The 17,244-nt window shown below is 72.8% G+C and carries 18 protein-coding genes and 3 tRNA genes; 10 read left to right on the forward strand and 11 right to left on the reverse strand.

Annotation, left to right across the window (positions count from 1 at the left end; translation table 11 throughout):
* Positions 1-167: 167 nt before the first annotated feature.
* The 3 genes from BN6_RS39450 to BN6_RS39460 are packed head-to-tail and all read left to right on the forward strand — an operon-like array spanning position 168 to position 3,258.
* The gene (locus tag BN6_RS39450) at positions 168-716 is read left to right on the forward strand and encodes an RNA polymerase sigma factor (protein ID WP_015105473.1); all 549 of its coding nucleotides are present in this window, start codon (positions 168-170) and stop codon (positions 714-716) included.
* Positions 713-1,135, forward strand: a complete 423-nt coding sequence (locus BN6_RS39455; RefSeq protein WP_015105474.1) for a hypothetical protein — start codon at positions 713-715, stop codon at positions 1,133-1,135. Before BN6_RS39450 ends, BN6_RS39455 begins: the two co-directional genes overlap by 4 nt.
* Entirely contained in the window at positions 1,132-3,258 is a 2,127-nt protein-coding gene (locus tag BN6_RS39460) for a CHAT domain-containing protein (protein ID WP_015105475.1), read from the forward strand. The genes BN6_RS39455 and BN6_RS39460 overlap by 4 nt, the downstream gene beginning before the upstream one ends.
* A gap of 18 nt (positions 3,259-3,276) precedes the next feature.
* Here BN6_RS39460 and BN6_RS39465 read toward each other — a convergent pair whose 3' ends face one another.
* Positions 3,277-4,386 (reverse strand): S8 family peptidase, encoded by a 1,110-nt coding sequence (locus BN6_RS39465; RefSeq protein ID WP_231904862.1) that lies wholly within the window; start codon positions 4,384-4,386, stop codon positions 3,277-3,279.
* A gap of 238 nt (positions 4,387-4,624) precedes the next feature.
* Between BN6_RS39465 and BN6_RS39470 the strand changes: the two genes are divergently transcribed.
* Positions 4,625-5,506, forward strand: coding sequence for a hypothetical protein (locus tag BN6_RS39470; protein WP_015105477.1), 882 nt, complete (start codon positions 4,625-4,627; stop codon positions 5,504-5,506).
* Positions 5,507-6,332: 826 nt separating this feature from the next.
* On the opposite strand, the gene yczR is transcribed toward BN6_RS39470, so the two are convergent.
* Complete coding sequence (gene yczR, locus BN6_RS39475; RefSeq protein ID WP_015105478.1) at positions 6,333-7,793, reverse strand: MocR-like transcription factor YczR; 1,461 nt, start codon at positions 7,791-7,793, stop codon at positions 6,333-6,335.
* Between the two features lie 53 nt (positions 7,794-7,846).
* On the opposite strand from yczR, the gene yczE reads away from it, so the two are divergent.
* Positions 7,847-8,485, forward strand: coding sequence for a membrane protein YczE (gene yczE / locus BN6_RS39480; protein ID WP_015105479.1), 639 nt, complete (start codon positions 7,847-7,849; stop codon positions 8,483-8,485).
* On the opposite strand, the gene BN6_RS39485 is transcribed toward yczE, so the two are convergent.
* A complete protein-coding gene (locus BN6_RS39485) occupies positions 8,454-8,987 on the reverse strand; it encodes a Clp protease N-terminal domain-containing protein (RefSeq protein WP_015105480.1) in 534 nt (177 codons plus the stop codon). The two genes, yczE and BN6_RS39485, sit on opposite strands and share 32 nt — an antisense overlap.
* Positions 8,984-9,196 (reverse strand): helix-turn-helix domain-containing protein, encoded by a 213-nt coding sequence (locus BN6_RS39490; RefSeq protein ID WP_041315643.1) that lies wholly within the window; start codon positions 9,194-9,196, stop codon positions 8,984-8,986. The genes BN6_RS39485 and BN6_RS39490 overlap by 4 nt, the downstream gene beginning before the upstream one ends.
* A 63-nt stretch (positions 9,197-9,259) precedes the next feature.
* Here BN6_RS39490 and BN6_RS39495 point away from each other — a divergent pair, with 63 nt between their 5' ends.
* On the forward strand, positions 9,260-10,000 hold the full coding sequence (locus tag BN6_RS39495) for a protein phosphatase 2C domain-containing protein (protein ID WP_015105482.1): 741 nt from the start codon (positions 9,260-9,262) through the stop codon (positions 9,998-10,000).
* A 47-nt stretch (positions 10,001-10,047) separates the two neighbouring features.
* On the opposite strand, the gene BN6_RS39500 is transcribed toward BN6_RS39495, so the two are convergent.
* From BN6_RS39500 to BN6_RS39520, 5 genes are all read right to left on the reverse strand, one after another.
* Positions 10,048-10,124 (reverse strand) — tRNA-Phe (locus BN6_RS39500).
* Between the two features lie 35 nt (positions 10,125-10,159).
* A tRNA-Asp gene (locus BN6_RS39505) sits at positions 10,160-10,233 on the reverse strand.
* A 28-nt stretch (positions 10,234-10,261) separates the two neighbouring features.
* Positions 10,262-10,334: transfer RNA gene (locus tag BN6_RS39510), tRNA-Glu, on the reverse strand.
* Between the two features lie 514 nt (positions 10,335-10,848).
* On the reverse strand, positions 10,849-11,484 hold the full coding sequence (locus BN6_RS39515; RefSeq protein WP_015105483.1) for a ScbR family autoregulator-binding transcription factor: 636 nt from the start codon (positions 11,482-11,484) through the stop codon (positions 10,849-10,851).
* 199 nt (positions 11,485-11,683) lie between these two features.
* Positions 11,684-11,926: a hypothetical protein gene (locus tag BN6_RS39520; protein ID WP_015105484.1), complete on the reverse strand. Its 243-nt coding sequence runs from the start codon at positions 11,924-11,926 to the stop codon at positions 11,684-11,686.
* A 165-nt stretch (positions 11,927-12,091) separates the two neighbouring features.
* Between BN6_RS39520 and BN6_RS47200 the strand changes: the two genes are divergently transcribed.
* From BN6_RS47200 to BN6_RS39540, 4 genes are all read left to right on the forward strand, one after another.
* Positions 12,092-12,583, forward strand: a complete 492-nt coding sequence (locus tag BN6_RS47200; RefSeq protein ID WP_015105485.1) for a hypothetical protein — start codon at positions 12,092-12,094, stop codon at positions 12,581-12,583.
* Between the two features lie 43 nt (positions 12,584-12,626).
* Positions 12,627-12,836 carry a heavy-metal-associated domain-containing protein gene (locus tag BN6_RS39530; RefSeq protein ID WP_015105486.1) on the forward strand — a complete coding sequence of 70 codons (210 nt, stop codon included), beginning with the start codon at positions 12,627-12,629 and terminating at the stop codon, positions 12,834-12,836.
* Positions 12,836-15,028, forward strand: coding sequence for a heavy metal translocating P-type ATPase (locus BN6_RS39535; RefSeq protein ID WP_015105487.1), 2,193 nt, complete (start codon positions 12,836-12,838; stop codon positions 15,026-15,028). The genes BN6_RS39530 and BN6_RS39535 overlap by 1 nt, the downstream gene beginning before the upstream one ends.
* Positions 15,029-15,227: 199 nt before the next feature.
* Positions 15,228-15,536, forward strand: a complete 309-nt coding sequence (locus BN6_RS39540) for a hypothetical protein (protein WP_015105488.1) — start codon at positions 15,228-15,230, stop codon at positions 15,534-15,536.
* A gap of 218 nt (positions 15,537-15,754) precedes the next feature.
* Here BN6_RS39540 and BN6_RS39545 read toward each other — a convergent pair whose 3' ends face one another.
* A complete protein-coding gene (locus BN6_RS39545; protein WP_015105489.1) occupies positions 15,755-15,958 on the reverse strand; it encodes a cold-shock protein in 204 nt (67 codons plus the stop codon).
* A gap of 218 nt (positions 15,959-16,176) precedes the next feature.
* Positions 16,177-17,004 (reverse strand): glutamate ABC transporter substrate-binding protein, encoded by an 828-nt coding sequence (locus tag BN6_RS39550; RefSeq protein ID WP_015105490.1) that lies wholly within the window; start codon positions 17,002-17,004, stop codon positions 16,177-16,179.
* Positions 17,005-17,244 lie beyond the last annotated feature (240 nt).

The raw sequence follows: 17,244 nt of genomic DNA on the forward strand, positions 1-17,244 counted from the left end.
ACAAAGCTCCCCCAGAACTCCACACCCCTGCGAAACCCACACACCCCTGCGAAACTCACACACCCCGGCAGAACGCCCATAGACGCACCGTCCACTGAGGACGTTCCGCGAACCACACCTTCGGGCGGCACCGGGATCCGGCCGGGCCGAGGAACCCTCACACCACCATGCAAGATCAACCAAACGCCGAGCTGCTGGCCCTCGCCCACGCCGGCGACCAGCACGCGTGGCAGGAGATCATCGACCGGCACATCCGGCTGGTGTGGGCGGTGGCCCGCTCGCACCGGCTGAGCCCGGAGGACGCGGCGGACGTCAACCAGGCGGTGTGGCTGATCCTGGCCGAGAACCTGACCACGATCCGGAACCCGGAGCGGCTCAGCGCGTGGCTCGCCACGACCGCCCGCCGCGAGTCGCTGGCGGTGCTCCGCCTGCGCGGCCGGGAACAACCGGTGGACCTGTGGGACTCGGTCGACGAGGACCCGACCCCGGAGGACCTGGTGGTCGACCTCGACACCGACTCCCACCTGTGGCGCGCCTACACCGGGCTCACCGACCGCTGCCGGCAGATCCTGCACCTGTTCGCCTTCGCGCCGGAGATGCCGTTCCAGCAGGTGGCGGCGGCCGTCGGCATCCCGTCGAACAGCCTGGGGCCGACCCGCGGCCGCTGCCTGGACGTCCTGCGCCGCCGGCTGGCGCGGATGGAGGTCGTCCGATGACCGACCGGCCCCTGCTGGACGCGCTCGCCGACCTGCTCGACCGCCTCGACCCGCCGCCGCACTCGCTGGCCGCGCTCGCCAGTGCCGCCCTCGCCGAACGCGCCGGAGCGGCCCTGACCCGGCTGATCACCGACTCCGCGCACACCGCCGACACCGGGATGCGCGGCACGTGCCGGGTCCGCACCCTGCGCTTCGCCGACCTCGACCTGCGGCTGGAACCCACCGGGACGGGCCTGCGCGCCACCGGCCTGGCCCGCACCGGCACGCACGCGGTGACCGCGTGGCCGGGCGGCTCGCGCACGACACCGGTCGACCCGACCGGCTGGTTCCACGTCGACCACGTCCCGCCGGGCCCGGTCCGGTTCGTGCTCCGCGACGAGGGCCGGCCCGACCTCTCGACCCGCTGGTTCGTCGCATGACCCCCGCGCCGCACCACGAACGCGCCCTGGCCCTGGTCGAGCAGGGCCGGCTGCGCGCCGCCCACCACCTCACCACCCGGACCCTGGCCGGCGGCGACGACCCGGAGGTCCACCTGACCGCCGCGTGGATCGCCCTCGACCGGGGCGACGCGGAGACCTGCGCCCGGCACCTCGACGCGACCGCGTTCACCGGGTTGGCCCGCGCGAGGGCGCAGTGCCTGCGCGGACTCCTGCTGTGCCAGCAGGAAGCCCCGCGCCGGGCCGCCGCTGGCCTCACCCTGGCGGTGCGCTCCCTGCGCCGCCACGGCGACCGCCGCTGGCTGGCCAACGCCCTGACCGGACGCGGCATCGCCCGAGCCCACGCCGGCGACCCGGTCGGGGCGGACGCCGACTTCACCGCCGCGCACGCCCTGCTGACCGCGCTGGACGAACCGGTGCGGGCCGCGATGTGCCTGCACAACAGGGGTTTCGCCGCGATGCTCGCCGGCCGCACCCCCACCGCGCTGCGGCACTACGAGCAGGCCGCCCGCGAGGGCCTGCGCACGTCGAGCCGCCCGGAGGCGTTGGTGGACCGCGCCCAGGCCCTCCTCGACATCGGCCTGGTCCGCGAGGCCAGGGACGTCCTGCATCCCGCGATCACCCTGCTCACCGGCTGCGACCGGGGCTCCCGACTGCCCGAGGCCCTGCTCTTGGCGGCCCGCTGTGCGGTGCGGGACAACGATTCCCGCGCCGCGCGCGGCTACGCCGACCACGCCGAGGCGCTGTTCACCGCCCAGGGCCGCACCCGGTGGATCCCCGCCGCCCAGGCCGCGGCGCTCCAGGCCGGACGGCCGGGCACGCCCGCCAGGACCGCCCGGACCTGCGCGGAGCAGGGCCACCACGACGAAGCCGCCGAACTGCACCTCACCACCGCACCGGACCGGATCCCCCGGCACCGCGGCACGCCGAGGTCACGCGCGATCGGCTGGCTGGCCCGCGCCCGCACCGCGACGACCAGGCGCGCGGCCGCGGCGGCGTGCCACGCGGGACTGCGCCTGCACACCGCCGACACGTGGCCCGGCACGGAACTCGCCGACACCGCCCTGGACCACGCCCTGAGCTGCCAGGACGCCCGCGCGGTCGTCCGCTGGGCAGAACGCCGGCACACCCAAACCCCCGCCCCGACCACCGACACCGCACGTCCGTTGACCGAGCTGAGATCGGCCAGGACCCGGGGCGACCACGCCCGGATCGTCGCGCTGGAACGGGAGGTCCGCCGGCTCTCCCTGGCCGCGGGCACCACCCAGCGGCCACCCGTTCGGCTCGACGAACTCGCGGACGCGTTGGACGAGAACGCGATGCTCGTGTTCGTCCACCACCGAAGCCGGCTCGTCGCGGTGTCGATCACCGCCGGCCGGTTCCGCCTGCACGACCTCGGCGACGCCCGGACCACCGCCGCCCACGCGACATCGTTGGAGCTGAAGGAGAACCGCCCCGCCGTCGACCACCTGAACGCGCTGCTGACCCCGGCCGGCGAGCGCCCGTTGGTTATCGTGCCCAGCCAGGAGGTGGCCCGGGTGCCGTGGGCCGCGCTGCCCGCCGCGCGCGGCCGCCCGGTCTCGGTCGCCCCGTCGGCGACCGACTGGCTGGCCGCGTCCCGGACACCGCTCGCCGTCGACCGCCGGCTCTGGGTGGCCGGCCCGAACCTCGGCTTCGCCGAACAGGAAATCGACGCGCTCCAGCGCGCACACGGCGGAGAACGGGCCGGGACCGCCGCTTCGGCATTGTCGGAAATGGCCCGCGCGGACGTCGTGCACATTGCCGCGCACGGCGTCCGGCGAACAGATCTGCCGTTGTTCTCGCACCTCGAACTCGAAGGCGGGCCACTGCACGGGTACGACTTCGACCACCTCCGGAACGCGCCTTCGGTGGTCGTGCTGTCGGCGTGCGATTCGGGCCTGGCGAACGCGTTGGTGCGGCGCGGCGTGCGGGCGGTGGTCGCGAGCGTGCGGCCGGTGCCCGACGATCGCGTCGTCGGGCTCATGCTCGACCTCCACGCCCACCTGGACACCCCGGCGCAAACGCTTGCCCAAGCCCAGGAGAAGCACGGCGACCTGGGCTTCACCTGCGTGGGCGCGGGCTAGCCGACCGCCCAGGCCGTTTCACCCAGTCACGGCCTGGGCGCTCACCGCCCGCTCGATGCCGGCCCGGCGGACAGCGTCAACGGCGTCGGCCTGGGAGACCCCTTCGTGCAACAGCCGCGCGAGGTCAGCCGCCACGCGCGGAGCGGCGAACGACGTCCCACTCCACCGCGCACAGCCATACTCCCGCCCCTCCGCACCCCGTCCCTCCGCACCCCGCCGCCTTCCCCCTGCCGTCAACCAGACAAAACTGCTGGTCACATCCACCCCCGGCGCGATCGCGTCGACCCACGGCCCGTGGTTGGAGAACGCCGCGTCCGCACCGACCGCCACCACCTCCGGCAGCGCCGCCGGCCACACCGGGCGCGAGGTGCCGCCGTTGCCCGCAGCGGCCACGACCACCCCGTCCAGCCTCCCGACCTCGTGCCGCAGCACGGGAGGGCAGCGGTCGTCGGCCGTGTGGCAGCCCGCCGTGAGCAGCACGACATCCGCCCCGCGCACCGCGCGCAGGCCGCGCGCGACGGTCAGATCGTCGGTCAGGCCGAGCGACGACAACACCCGCCGGGGCCGCACTTGGACGCCGGGCGCGTGACGCACCAGGACACCGGTCACGAACGTGCCGTGCCCCGCCTGCCGGTCCTGCCCCGGACGACCGTCCGCGTCGAGCACCTCGGGCACGGCGGCGAACCAGCTCCGGTCGGCGAACCACGGGTGCGGGTCCAACCCGGTGTCGAGCACGGCGACGGTGACGGGCCAGGTCTCGTCGGGCGGCGGGGGCGGCGCGTCGGCCGGTGCGGGCAGCGGGCGGGCGGTGCCGATCATGATGGGGCTGCCGACGTGCACGTGGTTGGGCGCGACGTCGAGCCCGCTGTCCGCGGCGATCCGCACCGGGTGCTCGCCGGCCCGCAACCGGATCCGGACGAAGCCCGGCTCCGCAGTTGCGTCCACCCGGTCCACCCAACGGCGCAACCGGTCCACGGCCACCGGAACGCCGTCCGATCGGATCAGCAGTTCACCTGAACGGACCAGGCACTCACCGGGCCCGCCGGGATCGTGCACCGCCAGGTCGGGGTGCTCGGCGCGCCAGGACTCGGCGAGTTCCGGCAGCGAGATGACGTCGGAGCTGTCCACACCGGACAACCTGCCCGCTGTCCACACCGGACGCTCGTTGTGGTCACCCGATGCGCTGAACACGACGGACGGTGTTCACGGACGGGCGCGGTTACCCGGACAGCCGCACGACACCGCCCTTACGGGTGGGTTCCGTGCCAGAACGTTCGAAAACGCGGTGACCAGTGCTAGACATGGCAGAACGTCGACCTCGAACGGTCCGTCCCGTTCGCCGTACCCGGAACGGTGGTGATCCCCAGTGGCAGTCCCCGACGCGGTGCGCCGCAGCGGATCTCTGCTGCTCCGGGCGCTGGCGGTGGGCGGATTGGCCACGACGGCCTGGCTGCTCGGCACGGGTGCCGCAGCGGCCGAGGATCAGAACCACCCGGACGAGGTGTCGACGACGCTCGACGTGGTGAACATCGCGATCGACCCACCGCGCACCGCGACCGCGGAGCTGCTGGACGTGATCTTCACCGAACACCTGGCGCAGCCCGTCGTCCTGGAGCCGTCGATGCTCGCGCCCGTCCCGGTGACGCCGACCGTGGACGCCGGCCAGGCGGTCCACATGGCATCCCCGGTGACGGTGGCGGCGGCGGTTCCCGACGACGAGCCGACCAGTTTCAGCGGCGGCACCGAAGCCCGCGCCGACACGAGGACGGGCACGGTGACCAACACCCTGCCCGCGCCGGTGTACGAGGCGAAGGTCGCCGCGAAGGTCGCGGCCCGCCAAGCCGCGCAACAACCCCAGGACGTCCCGCCCGCACCGGAACCGGCGCCGGCCCCCGTCCAGCCCGTCACCGTCCCGCAGTCCCCGGTGACCGCGATCCCCCAGTACGCACCGCCCCCGGCCCAGGCGACGTCGGACGACGAGCCCGCCGCCGAGCCGCTGGTGACGTGGGAGAACCCGGAACCCGCACCCACCGCCCCGGCACCGCAACAGGCCCCGGCACCGACCGCGCCGACCACGGCGTCGTCCTGTGGGCACGACAGCTCGAACGGCGGCCACCGCGGTGGCGTGATCGCGTCGGCGACCAGCCAGTCCGGCCTGATCCCGCCGTCGGTGTGGTCGGTCGAGCAGCGCGAGGACGGCCGTTCCCCGGGCAGCGTCCAAGGCCTGCCCAGCACGTCACCCGACTGAGCAGAACGGCACAGTCCTGCCCAGAAGCAGGACGAACACCGCCCGCTCCGTCACCTCTCCTCTCCTCGCACCACCCGCGTGACGCACCTTCCACGCACCCCCCGAAAAAGCTTCCCGTTCCTGCCGACCGCGCCCCAGCAGGAACGGGCACGATCCCGTCGCCACACTGCCCCTGTGCCGACGGGGTCCCACGGGAACCTGCGGTCGGGGATGTCCTCCCTGGAACGTCCCCGCCGCAGGTCCACGGACACCATCGGGCTCCGGCCCAACGAGGGGCTGCGCCGGAGCCCGATGGAGTTAATCCCCCTTCACCCGATCGAGCCTCGCGTAGTCAAAATCCACCCGATAGAGCGAACATCAAAGAAATCCCCGTACTCCGGGAACTTTCGAGATAACACATTTCGTTGCCGGACAGAAGGAAGGAGGCACCCACGGCCAAAGGCACACACCACAACCCACCCAGCCCCCGCTCACACCCTCAACGCACACAAGCCCGCGCCGCCGCCCCACCCGCCCAGCGCGCCGCCGCCCCACCCGCGTCACGCACCCGCGCCGCCCGCGCGGCCCGCGCCGGAGCTAGCCGCCCCCAGCCCACCTGCGGCCGCCCTCGGCACTCGCGCCCGCGCCCCGCGCCATCGCGCAACGGCCGCGCACCCACCGCCGCGCACCCACCGCCGCGCACCCACCGCCGCCCCCCGAGCGCCGCGCCGCGCCAGCGGCCCATCCCCTCCGAATCACCGCGCCCACGCGCTGGCCTGCCGGATCAGGTCGAATCGGGCCGGGCCGGGCCGGGTCGGATCCGGTCGGGTTGTGCGTACGGGGGCGGTCAGGCGACGGGCATGGTGGCGTCGGCTTCGCCGGTCAGGGTGGTGCCGTTGACGGACGCGGCTACCAGGCCCAGGCGGCGGACGGCTTCGCGCAGGACGTCGGCCGGCAGGACGTACGGGAGGCGCAGCCAGCGTTCGAAGCCGCCGTGTGCTCCGAAGCGGGCCCCCGGAGCCAGGCGGATCCCGTGGTTCTGGGCCACGACCGCGACTCGCGTGCTGATCGGCGCGTCGAGTTCGCACCACACGCTCAGCCCTCCCGCCGGTCGCCGGAACCGCCACTGTGGACAGTGCTCCCGCAACCCGGCCATCAGCACGTCCCGCTGCGTCGCCAGCAGCGCCCGCCGGCCCGCGAGTGCCGCGTTCGGGTCGGCCATCAGGTCCGCCAGCACCATCTGCTCGACCACCGCCGACCCCAGGTCCAGCGCGGTCCGGGTGGACACCAGGCGGTGCACGACCTCGGGTGTCGCCCGGATCCAGCCGATCCGCAGGCCGCCCCAGTACGCCTTGCTCGCCGAGCCCAGGGTGACCACCAGGTCTTCCGCGTACGACGCCATCGGCGGCGGCCCGTCGAGCGGGTCGCCGTCCAGGTCCAGTTCCACCACGGTCTCGTCGATCACCAGCGGGGTGCGCGCCCGCCGCGCGATGTCGGCCAGTTCCGCGCGGCCTTCCGCGTCGAGCCGGTGCGCGGTGGGGTTGTGGAAGTCGAGCACCAGGTACGCCATCCTCGGCGCGGCCTGGCGGAACGCCGCCGCGATGCCGGCCAGGTCCCACCCGGTCCGGGTCATGGCGACCGGCACCGGGATGGCGGACACGGCCTTGATCGCGTCCAGCGCGTTCGGGTAGCTGGGCTGCTCGACCAGCACCCGGTCGCCGGGTCCGGTGAGCAGCCGCAGCGCGAGGGCGAGGGCGTGCTGCGCCCCGCTGGTGATCACGATCTGGTCCGGTGACGTCGGCAGCCCGCGCGCCTCGTACCGGGCGGCGATCCGGCGGCGCAGTTCGGGCAGGCCGTGTTCGTAGTACCCGTGGTCCACGAGCTGCTCGGGCAGCCGCAGCCGGACCGAGTCGAACGCGGCGAGCATGCCGGGGATGGCGGGCGGCGCGGCGCGGGCGAAGTCGACCATGCTCTGCCCGACCAGCGGGGTGTCCGGCACGATGCCGAGCGACCCGGTGGGCAGGCTGATCCACGACCCGGCGCCGCGCCTGCTGGCGACGAGCCCCTCGGAGCGCAGCTGGTCCAGCGCCGCGGTGATCATGGTCCGGCTGACGGGCAGCGCGTCGGCCATCTCGCGCTCGGCGGGCAGGCGGGTGCCGGCGGGCAGCCGGCCGTCCAGGACGAGCATCCGGATCGCGGCGGCCAGGTCCGCGGAGCCCTGGCGGGCGCCGCGGCGTCGCCACTCGCCGAGCAGGCGGGCGAGCCGGAATCCGGATATACGTCCACCTGGTGGGACGTCGTGGTTCATAAGGCCAATTATTCAACTTTGGCTCTGGAAAACAAAGCCAATCCGGGCGGACGATGGGCCACATGCTCGCAGCGCTCACCCAGGTCCCCGTCTCCGTGTCACCCGTCCGCCGCGTCCCGCAGCTCGTGGCGGGGCTCTGGCTCTACGGCACGAGCATGGCGCTGCAAATCCGCGCGACGCTCGGCCTGGACCCCTGGGACGTGCTGCACGAGGGCCTGACCAAGCGCACCGGCTTGAGCTTCGGCACGATCACGATCCTCGTCGGCGCACTGGTCCTGCTCTGCTGGATCCCGCTCAGACAACGGCCCGGTGTGGGCACGATCGCGAACGTCTTCCTGATCGGCGTCGCCGTGGACGTGACGCTCGCGTTCCTGCCCACCCCGTCGGACCTGGTGGTCCGCATCGTGTTCCTGGTCTCGGGCATCGTGCTCAACGGCCTGGCCGCCGCCGTCTACATCGGCGCGCGCCTCGGTCCCGGCCCGCGCGACGGCCTGACCACGGGTTTCTGCGCGCGGACCGGCACCTCGCTGCGCCTGGTGCGGACGGTGGTGGAACTCACCGTGCTGGCGGGCGGCTGGCTGCTGGGCGGCACGATCGGCGTCGGCACGGTCCTGTACGCGTTGTCGATCGGGCCGCTGACCCAGGCGTTCCTGCCGCTGGTCACCTGGGCGGGTTCGCGACCCGCTTCCTGACCTCCGGGTACCGCACGCCCCGGGCCGCCAGCACCTCGGCCGGCAGCCCGTTCGCCGACAGCAGCGCCAGCACCAGGTGTTCCTTGCCGAGGGTCCCGTGGCCGAGGTCACGGGCTTCGGCGAGGCCGCGCACCAACGTCTGCTTGGCCGCCGCGTTGAACGGCAGGTGCCCCCCGAACGGCCACCGCTTGCGCTTGGCGCCGCCGGCCAGCGCGCCTTCGCCGAACGACCGCTCGACCGACGCGACGATCTCGTCCACGTCGATCCCCAGCCCGCGCAACGCCTCCGCGTCGGCGGAGCTGAGCCCGCCCTTGCGCCGGGCGTCGCGCAACGCGGTCTCGACCGCGTCGCGGGGCACGTCGAACGAGGCGAGAACCGGCGTGTCGAGCAGGGCGAGCAGCAGGTGCTCGGGCCCGATCTCGCCGGCGGACGCGTTCTGCGCCTCCTTGACCGCGTCGTGCACGGCCTGCCGGGCGTCCTTGGTAAACCGTTCGGCGATCATCGGCTTCCCCCGTGCTTCTTGTGGACGGCCTGTCGGCTCACGCCGAGTTCCGCCGCGATCTCCTGCCAGGACCAGCCCCGGACGCGGGCGTTGCGCACCTGGACCGCTTCGAGCTGTTCGAGCAGCCTGCGCAACGCGCTGACCGCCCGCAGCCCGACCCGGGGGTCCTGGTCGCCCGCCGCCGAGGCGAGTTCGGTTGCCTCCGTCATGGCGTCAACTCTGGTTGACAAACCCGAAGTTGTCAACCCACGTTGACGCTAGGCTCGAAGTCGATGCCCGAGATCACCACCGCCGAGCGCGCCGGGGTCGGCTTGGACGGCGCGCCGAGGCCCACCGAAGACCGGATCGTCGTGCTGGAGCACGCGGTCGTCCTCCTCGACGGCGCGACCTCGCCCACCCCGAGGGAGCGCGACGGCGGCTGGCACTCCGCGCACCTCGCCGCGCTGCTGCTCGACGGCGGGCTGCGCGGCGACCTGGCCGACGACCTGGCCGACGCCATCGCCCGGCTCGCCGCCGCGCACGACCTGACCCCCGGCGACGCGCCGTCGTCCACGGTCGCCATCGTGCGCTGGACCGACGACACCGTCGACGCGCTGGTGCTCGCGGACAGTCCAGTGGTCGTGTTCGGGGCGAAGACCGAAGTCGTGTCGGACGACCGGCTGCGGAACCTGCGCGGAAAAGTCACCGAGATCACCCGCTGGCGCAACCGCGAGGGCGGGTTCTGGGTCGCCGAGGCCGACCCGGCCGCCGCGCACCGGGCGGTCCGCCGGTCCTGGCCGCGTGACGAGGTGCACACCGTCCTGATGGCGACCGACGGCGTTTCGTGCGGGGTGGACGACTACGGACTCTTCCCGGATTGGCAGTCAGTGGTGGACATCACGTTCGCAAAAGGACCCGAGGCGGTGCTCGACGCGGTCCGGGAAGCCGAGGCGAATGACCCGGAACGGGTCCGGTGGCGGCGGTCGAAAGTGCACGACGACCAGGCGCTGGCGGTGCTGCGATTCGACCGGTGAAAAGCAGAAAAGCCACACAAGGTTCCTTGTGCGGCTTTTCCGTGAGCTGGTGGCCAGGGGCGGGGTCGAACCGCCGACCTACCGCTTTTCAGGCGGTCGCTCGTACCAACTGAGCTACCTGGCCAGGTAGCGGCCCGGCCGTGCAGCCGAACAGCCTTGCGACCCAGACGGGACTCGAACCCGCGACCTTCGCCGTGACAGGGCGACGCGCTAACCAACTGCGCCACTGGGCCTTGCTTACTGCGGTATTACCGTACTACGTGCCCCCAACGGGATTCGAACCCGCGCTACCGCCTTGAAAGGGCGGGGTCCTAGGCCGCTAGACGATGGGGACCCAGTTCCTCCAGCAGCCTCTCGGGCCACCTTCTTCCCAGGCCCTCCACGCTGTCCGGTGGAAGCATCGTAAGCATAGGGCACGGGTGCCATCTACTCCAAAACGGGGGGTGCCCGACGTTGTTGACCTGCGATTCCTTCCCCGTTCAGGCCGGCCCGCAGCCGCCGGACCGGCCGCGAACGCGCCCCGCGCGGCCTCCGGACCGGCCGTGAACCCGGCCCGCGCGGCCTCCGGCAAGCATGTCGAGCGCCTCAGCGGACCACTCGTCGGACCACTCGTCGGCCGAGGCTTGTCCCGCTGCGCCAGATCGTCCCGCCGCACAGAGCACAGGACGTACCCGAGGCGCGCGGGCCCGGAAGACGCAAATCCTCCGGTCAAACCCGGAGCGGCCGATCAGGGACGCGACGGCGGCGTGCTCACGGGCGGTGAGTTCGGCCGAGACCCGAATCGCCCCACCCGACCGGACCAGGGGTTCTGTTGACGTCGCAGCGGCGGAAACCGTCCCATAACACCGTCATAAAACGTCTGGGGCAGCGAACATCCGCTCTGCGGCGGCGCACCACTCCTCCGTGGTGAGCCCCGGCAGCAAGAACCGCCAGATCTCGCGCATCCGCTCCGGGTAATCCGCGCACCGGGAGGTCGCGGTCGAGATCAACCGGGCTCCCAGGGCCGCGGCGGTCACCGCGCGGGCCGCCGACTCCGGGTCGACGCCGGGCCGCAACTGGCCCTCGTCGCGGGCCGCGAACAGCAGGTCGGCGAGGACCTTCTCCCAGCGCAGGTGCGCGCTCGCCAGGCCCGGGTAGCCCAGTTCGCGGTCGGCGGCCAGCCGCACGCCGGCCCGCAGCACGACGTCGCGGGACAGCAGCACCACGGCCTCGTCGAACATCCCGACCATGGTCCGCAGCGGGTCCAGCCCCCGGCCCAGCCAGGCGCGCGCCAGCACCGGCCACGCGTCGTCCTGCACCTGGACGATGGTGGAGGCCAGCGCCTGCTTGGACGTGAAGTGGAAGTAGAACGCGCCCTTGGTCACGCCGCTGCGGTCCAGGATCACGCTCAGCGGCGCGCCCTCGTACCCCAGTCGGTCGAACTCCTCGGCCGCGGCCCGGAGGATCGCCTCACGGGTGGCCTGCGCGCGGTGCTGCTGCGGCATCACGGCTCCGGGCTGGTGTGCGGTCGATGCGCCGCCCAGCCTTCGCGCCCGCGCGTCGCCGCGCAAGGACCCGGACCGGACGGAAATGTGCCGTCCGGTCATTGCCCCGAAACAGACCGCTCGGTAGGTTCCGAAGTGGCCCACCCGAGACGCGCCTCCGGGGGGTGCGCGTCTCGGATGGGCCGCTCACCTGGCGCTCCTACCGTTGAACGGGTGGTGTGCCCCCGTCCTCACCCGGTGACAGCCCGAGCATGTCGAGCAGCAGCCGGCAGTCCTCGGCGCTGGTCGCGCCGCGGGCCACGGACAGCCGCGCGCGGTGGACCTGGTCGTCCGAGATCCGCGATGGTTCACCGGTCCGCTGCACGGGCACCCCACCGCCCGGCCTGGACATGACGTCGTCCTGGTTCCACAGGAACTGACGTACTTCAAGAGACCCGCTCATGACGCCTCCCCGACTTGAGGTTGGCGCGAGGCTAAGCGAGCCCGTCGAACCACCGCAGCCCCCCGCAGAGTGATTCCAAGGCAACGCAGTGTCACTTTCCGTGTAGACGACCTGGTGTCAAGCAGCCCGTGATGTGCTTGGCGCGAACAACGAGAGGGTGGACCCATGACCGACCCGGACTCCCGTCCGCAGCCCGCCGAGTCCCCCCGGGACGCATCCGCCGACCGCGCCGAGGCGGCACCGGCCGCCGACCCGCGGCCCGGAACCCCGGCCGACGCCACCACCGGCCCGACGGCCGTCCCGCACCCGGACCCCGCGCCCGAACCCGCGCCCGGCGACACCACCGAGCCCGCCGCCGACGCCACCGCCGACGCCACTGCGAGCACGACCGAGGGCACGACCGAGGGCACTGCGGCCGACACGCCGACCGACGCCGCCGACGCTCCCGGGCGGCCCGGCGCGGTCCCCCCGGTCGACCCGCAGCTGCTGTTCGGCAACCTGTCGCTGGCGTCGATCGAGGCGGACATCGACGCGATGATGAACGACAAGATGACCGAGCTGGACGGCATGCTGGCGGGCCTGGAGGAGCTGGTCGTGCGGCTGGAGGGCGAGATCACCTCGCTGGAGGTCCCGCCGGACGATAGCCCTACCCCCTAGGGGTATCATCGGTGGCGGCCGCACCTAGAGGAACGAGGGGCTCATGTCCGTCACCACCACCTACACCGTCAACGGCATGACCTGCGGGCACTGCGCGAGTTCGGTCACCGAGGAGCTGACCGCGGTGGCCGGCGTGACCGGGGTCGACGTGCAGCTCGCGACCGGCGCGGTCACCGTGACCAGCACCCGCGAGCTGACCGCCGACGAGGTCGGCGCGGCGGTCACCGAGGCGGGCTACGAGCTGGTCGGCTGATGCCCGCGGAGACCGCCCGCCGCGTCGAGCTGGCGATCACCGGCATGACGTGCGCGTCGTGCGCGAACCGGGTCGAGCGCAAGCTCAACAAGCTCGACGGCGTGACCGCCTCGGTCAACTACGCGACCGAGCGGGCCAGTGTCGAGTTCCCGGCCGGCACGGCGGTGGCCGACCTGGTCTCGGCGGTGGAGACGGCCGGCTACGGGGCGAGTCCGCAGCGGCCCGAGGAGGACCGCGCGGGCGAACTCGGGGAGCGGGTCGCGATCGCGGCCGCCCTGGGCGCCCCGGTGGTCGTGCTCAGCATGGTCCCGGCGTGGCAGTTCCCCGGCTGGCAGTGGTTCGCGCTGGCGCTGGCGTCCACGGTGGTGTGGGTGTGCGGCTGGCCGTTCCACCGGGCGGCCGCCGTGAACGCCCGGCACGGCGCGAGCACGATGGACACCCTGGTGTCGATGGGCGTGATCGTCTCCTACCTGTGGTCGCTCTACGCGTTGGTGTTCGGCGAGGCCGGCGCGCTGGGCATGCGGCACGAGTTCAGCCTGGTCCCGCGCCCGTCCACGACCGGTGACATCTACCTGGAGGTCGCCGTCGGCGTGACGGTGTTCCTGCTGCTGGGGCGCTGGTTGGAGGCCCGGTCGAAGCGCCGGGCGGGTGCCGCGCTGCGGGCGATGCTGGAGCTGGGCGCGAAGGACGTCGCGGTGGTCGAGGACGGCGTGGAGACGCGCGTCCCGATCAGCCGGCTCAGGTCGGGTCAGCGGTTCGTCATACGTCCGGGTGAGCGGATCGCCACGGACGGCCTAGTGGTCGACGGGTCGTCGGCGGTGGACCGGTCGCTGGTGACCGGTGAGTCGGTGCCGGTCGAGGTCGAACCGGGCGACCAGGTCGTCGGCGGCACGGTCAACGCGGGCGGCCGGCTGGTGGTCGAGGCGACCCGGGTCGGCCGGGACACCCAGCTGGCCCGGATGGCGCGGCTGGTCGAGCGGGCCCAGTCCGGCAAGGCCGAGGTGCAGCGGCTGGCGGACCGGATCTCGGCGGTGTTCGTGCCGGTGGTCCTGGGCGTCGCGGTGCTCACGCTGGCCGGCTGGCTGCTCGCCGGCCGGCCGCTGGAGTTCGCGGTCACCGCGGCGGTGGCGGTGCTGGTGATCGCGTGCCCGTGCGCGCTGGGCCTGGCGACGCCGACCGCGCTGCTGGTCGGCACGGGCCGGGGCGCGCAGCTGGGCATCCTGGTCAAGGGCCCCGAGGTGCTGGAGTCGACCCGGCGGGTGGACACGGTCGTGCTGGACAAGACCGGGACGGTCACCACGGGCCGGCTGGACCTGGTGGAGGTGCTGCCGGCGGCGGGCGTGACCCGCGCGGAGCTGCTGACCGTCGCGGGTGCGGTGGAGCTGGGGTCGGAGCACCCGATCGCTGCGGCCGTGGTGCGCGGCGCGCGGGCCGAGGTGCCGGTGCTGCCCGAGGTGACCGGGTTCGTCAACCGGGAGGGCCTGGGTGTCACCGCGGTCCTGGACGGCCGTCGCGTGACGGCCGGGCGGCCGAGCCTGGTGGCGTTGCCCGAGTCGTTGGACGAGCTGGCGGCGCAGGAGCGGCGCAAGGGCCGCACGGTGGTCGCGGTGGCCGTGGACGACGAGCCGCTGGGTCTGCTGTCGGTGACCGACGCGGTGAAGCCGACCAGCGCGCAGGCGGTCCGCGAGCTGCGCGCGCTCGGGTTGCGCCCGGTGCTGCTGACCGGCGACCACCAGGTGGTGGCCGAGGCGGTGGCGGCCGAGGTCGGCATCGACGAGGTGATCGCGGGCGTGCTGCCGGCGGAGAAGGTGGACGTGGTGCGGCGGCTTCAGGCCGAGGGCCGGGTGGTGGCGATGGTGGGCGACGGGGTGAACGACGCCCCCGCCCTGGCGACCGCCGATCTCGGGCTGGCGATGGGCACCGGGGCGGACGTGGCGATCGAGGCGGGCGACCTGACCCTGGTCCGCGGCGACCTGCGGGTGGCGGCGGACGCCATCCGGCTGGCCCGGCGGACCCTGCGCACCATCAAGGGAAATCTTTTCTGGGCGTTCGCCTACAACGTTATGGGTTTGCCACTGGCCGCCCTCGGATTGCTGAATCCCATGCTGGCGGGTGCCGCGATGGCCTTCTCCAGTGTCTTCGTGGTGACCAACAGCCTGCGCCTGCGCGGGTTCCACCCGTCGACTACCTGAAGATTTCGCGCCAACCCACTCCCCAGGCCCACGTGCACGTGCAACAATCCGAATTGCTGACACACCCCCGGTCAGCACCTGTGGAGATCCCCTCCGGCCCCCGCGTTCCTCCCCCTGGCGCGGGGGCCTCTCCATGCACACAGCTGTGACCCAAGCCACAGTTTGATGCGTTCCGCAACGCAACCGTTATCGTGGCGCGGTGCCTCTTGGATCGCTAGGTCGCAACAAGTCCGGCCGCCACCGCCCGTCCGGCAAGGAGCAGGAAGAATCCCTGCCCGACGAGGAGCTGACCTCGTACCTGGCGGCGCTCGCGCCCGAGACGGTGGACGCCGAGACCACGGCCGGCAACAGCTTCGGCAACGCGCAGGTCTACCAGCTCCGCCTCCAGCTCATGGCCAACGAACAGCTCAAGGAGCTGGCCGCCGAACGGCAGACCTCGCCGCAGGCACTCGCCACGGAGTGGGTCATGCAGCGCTTGGAGTGGGAAGCCCGCCAGCGCGGCTTCTAGACCCACGCCCGCCCGACACCGCCGGGCACGCCACGAGCAGTGCTCGACCGGGGCAGACCGCACTTCCCGCCCCGGGCGGGGCCGCCCTTTCCCACCGATGGGAACGCGCCGGGTCCGCCCGTCGCGCACCGGCCCGGAAACCCCGTGGCACCACTGGTCCCACCCGCGGCAGGCCCCCGACCGCACGCGGTCGGGGGCCTGCCGTCACGAAGGGAAGATCAGACCTTGCGCACGTTCTGGGCCTGCGGACCCTTGGTGCCCTGGCCGATCTCGAACTCGACCCGCTGGTTCTCCTCCAGGGTGCGGAAGCCCTGACCCTGGATCTCCGAGTAGTGGACGAACACGTCCGGCCCGCCGTTCTCCTGGGCGATGAAGCCGAAGCCCTTCTCGGAGTTGAACCACTTGACAGTGCCCAGTGCCATGTACCTGCCTCCATCGCAGGAAAGCTTGGGGCTACACCGTGCAACCCCGGCCGTCCCGCCGGCGTTTCCCCCGCCGCCACCGGCAGGGAACGCACGCCCGCGTGTCGTTCCGCGAGCGTGAGACACGAACACAGAAACCACGGCCTGCGCAGGCGAGCGTATCGGTTGACCACGCCCAGCACTACCACTGAACTACACCCGGGTGAACAACCGGGGCCTCACTTCTCGGTGACCTGCGGCGGGTCCGGCAGCTCGACCCCCGACTGGCCGATGTTGCGCTCCAGCGCCCGCCGCCACTCGCCCGAGGAGACCATCTTCTCGATCGCCGCGCTGACCGCGGACCGCCCCTCGGCGTCGGACTTGGCCAGCCCCACCCCGTACTTCTCGGTGGTGAACGGCTTGCCGACCAGCTTGAGCAGCTCCGGGTTCTCCGCGACGTAGCCCGCCAGGATCGCCTGGTCGGTGGTGACCGCGTCGACCTTGCCCGCGAGCAGCGCGATCACGCAGTCCGAGTACTGGCCGTACTCCACGAGCTGCGCGGCCTGCGCGAACTCGGACTTGACCTTCTGCGCGGAGGTCGAGGCGGTCACCGAGCAGAGCTTCTTGCCGTTCAACGCCTCCGGGCCGCTGATGTCGCCGTCGGTGTAGCGCACCAGCAGCCCCTGGCCGGTCTGGAAGTACGGCCCGGCGAAGGCCACCTGCTCCTTGCGCTTGTCGGTGATGGAGTAGGTGGCGACGACGAAGTCCACCTGGCCGTCGGCGATCAGCCTCTCCCGGTCGGCGGACCTGGCTTCCTTCCAGGTGATGCCGGACTCCGGCACCCCGAACTGCTGGGCCACGTACTTCGCCACGTCCACGTCGAAACCGACGTACTTGCCGTCGAGCCTGCGCTGCGCCATCCCGGGCTGGTCGAACCGGATGCCGATGGTGAGGCGGCCGTCCCCGGCCTTGCCCTCGATGGTGTCGTCGGAAGCGCCACCGCACGCGGCGGCGAAGGTCAGGGCGGCCACCGCCGCGGTCGCGGGCAGCAGTCGTCGGAACAGCATGGCTGCGAACCTCTCGGTGCTTCGGGGAAGCGGTGCGGATCGGCGCACCGGACGTTGCTCATGCTAGGCACCGGCCCGGGGTCCACCGGTGCGACGAACGTCTCATCGGCCCAATACGCTGAGCCGAACAGCCCAGGGGGAGCTGTGATGTCGAACAATCCCCGACCACCCCGCTCGGCCCGACGCTGCCACCCGCGTGGGCGGCGTCCGGCGCGCTGACCGGGCCGTCGTCACGCCGGG

Source organism: Saccharothrix espanaensis DSM 44229, from assembly GCF_000328705.1.
GTDB classification, from domain to species: Bacteria; Actinomycetota; Actinomycetes; order Mycobacteriales; family Pseudonocardiaceae; genus Actinosynnema; species Actinosynnema espanaense.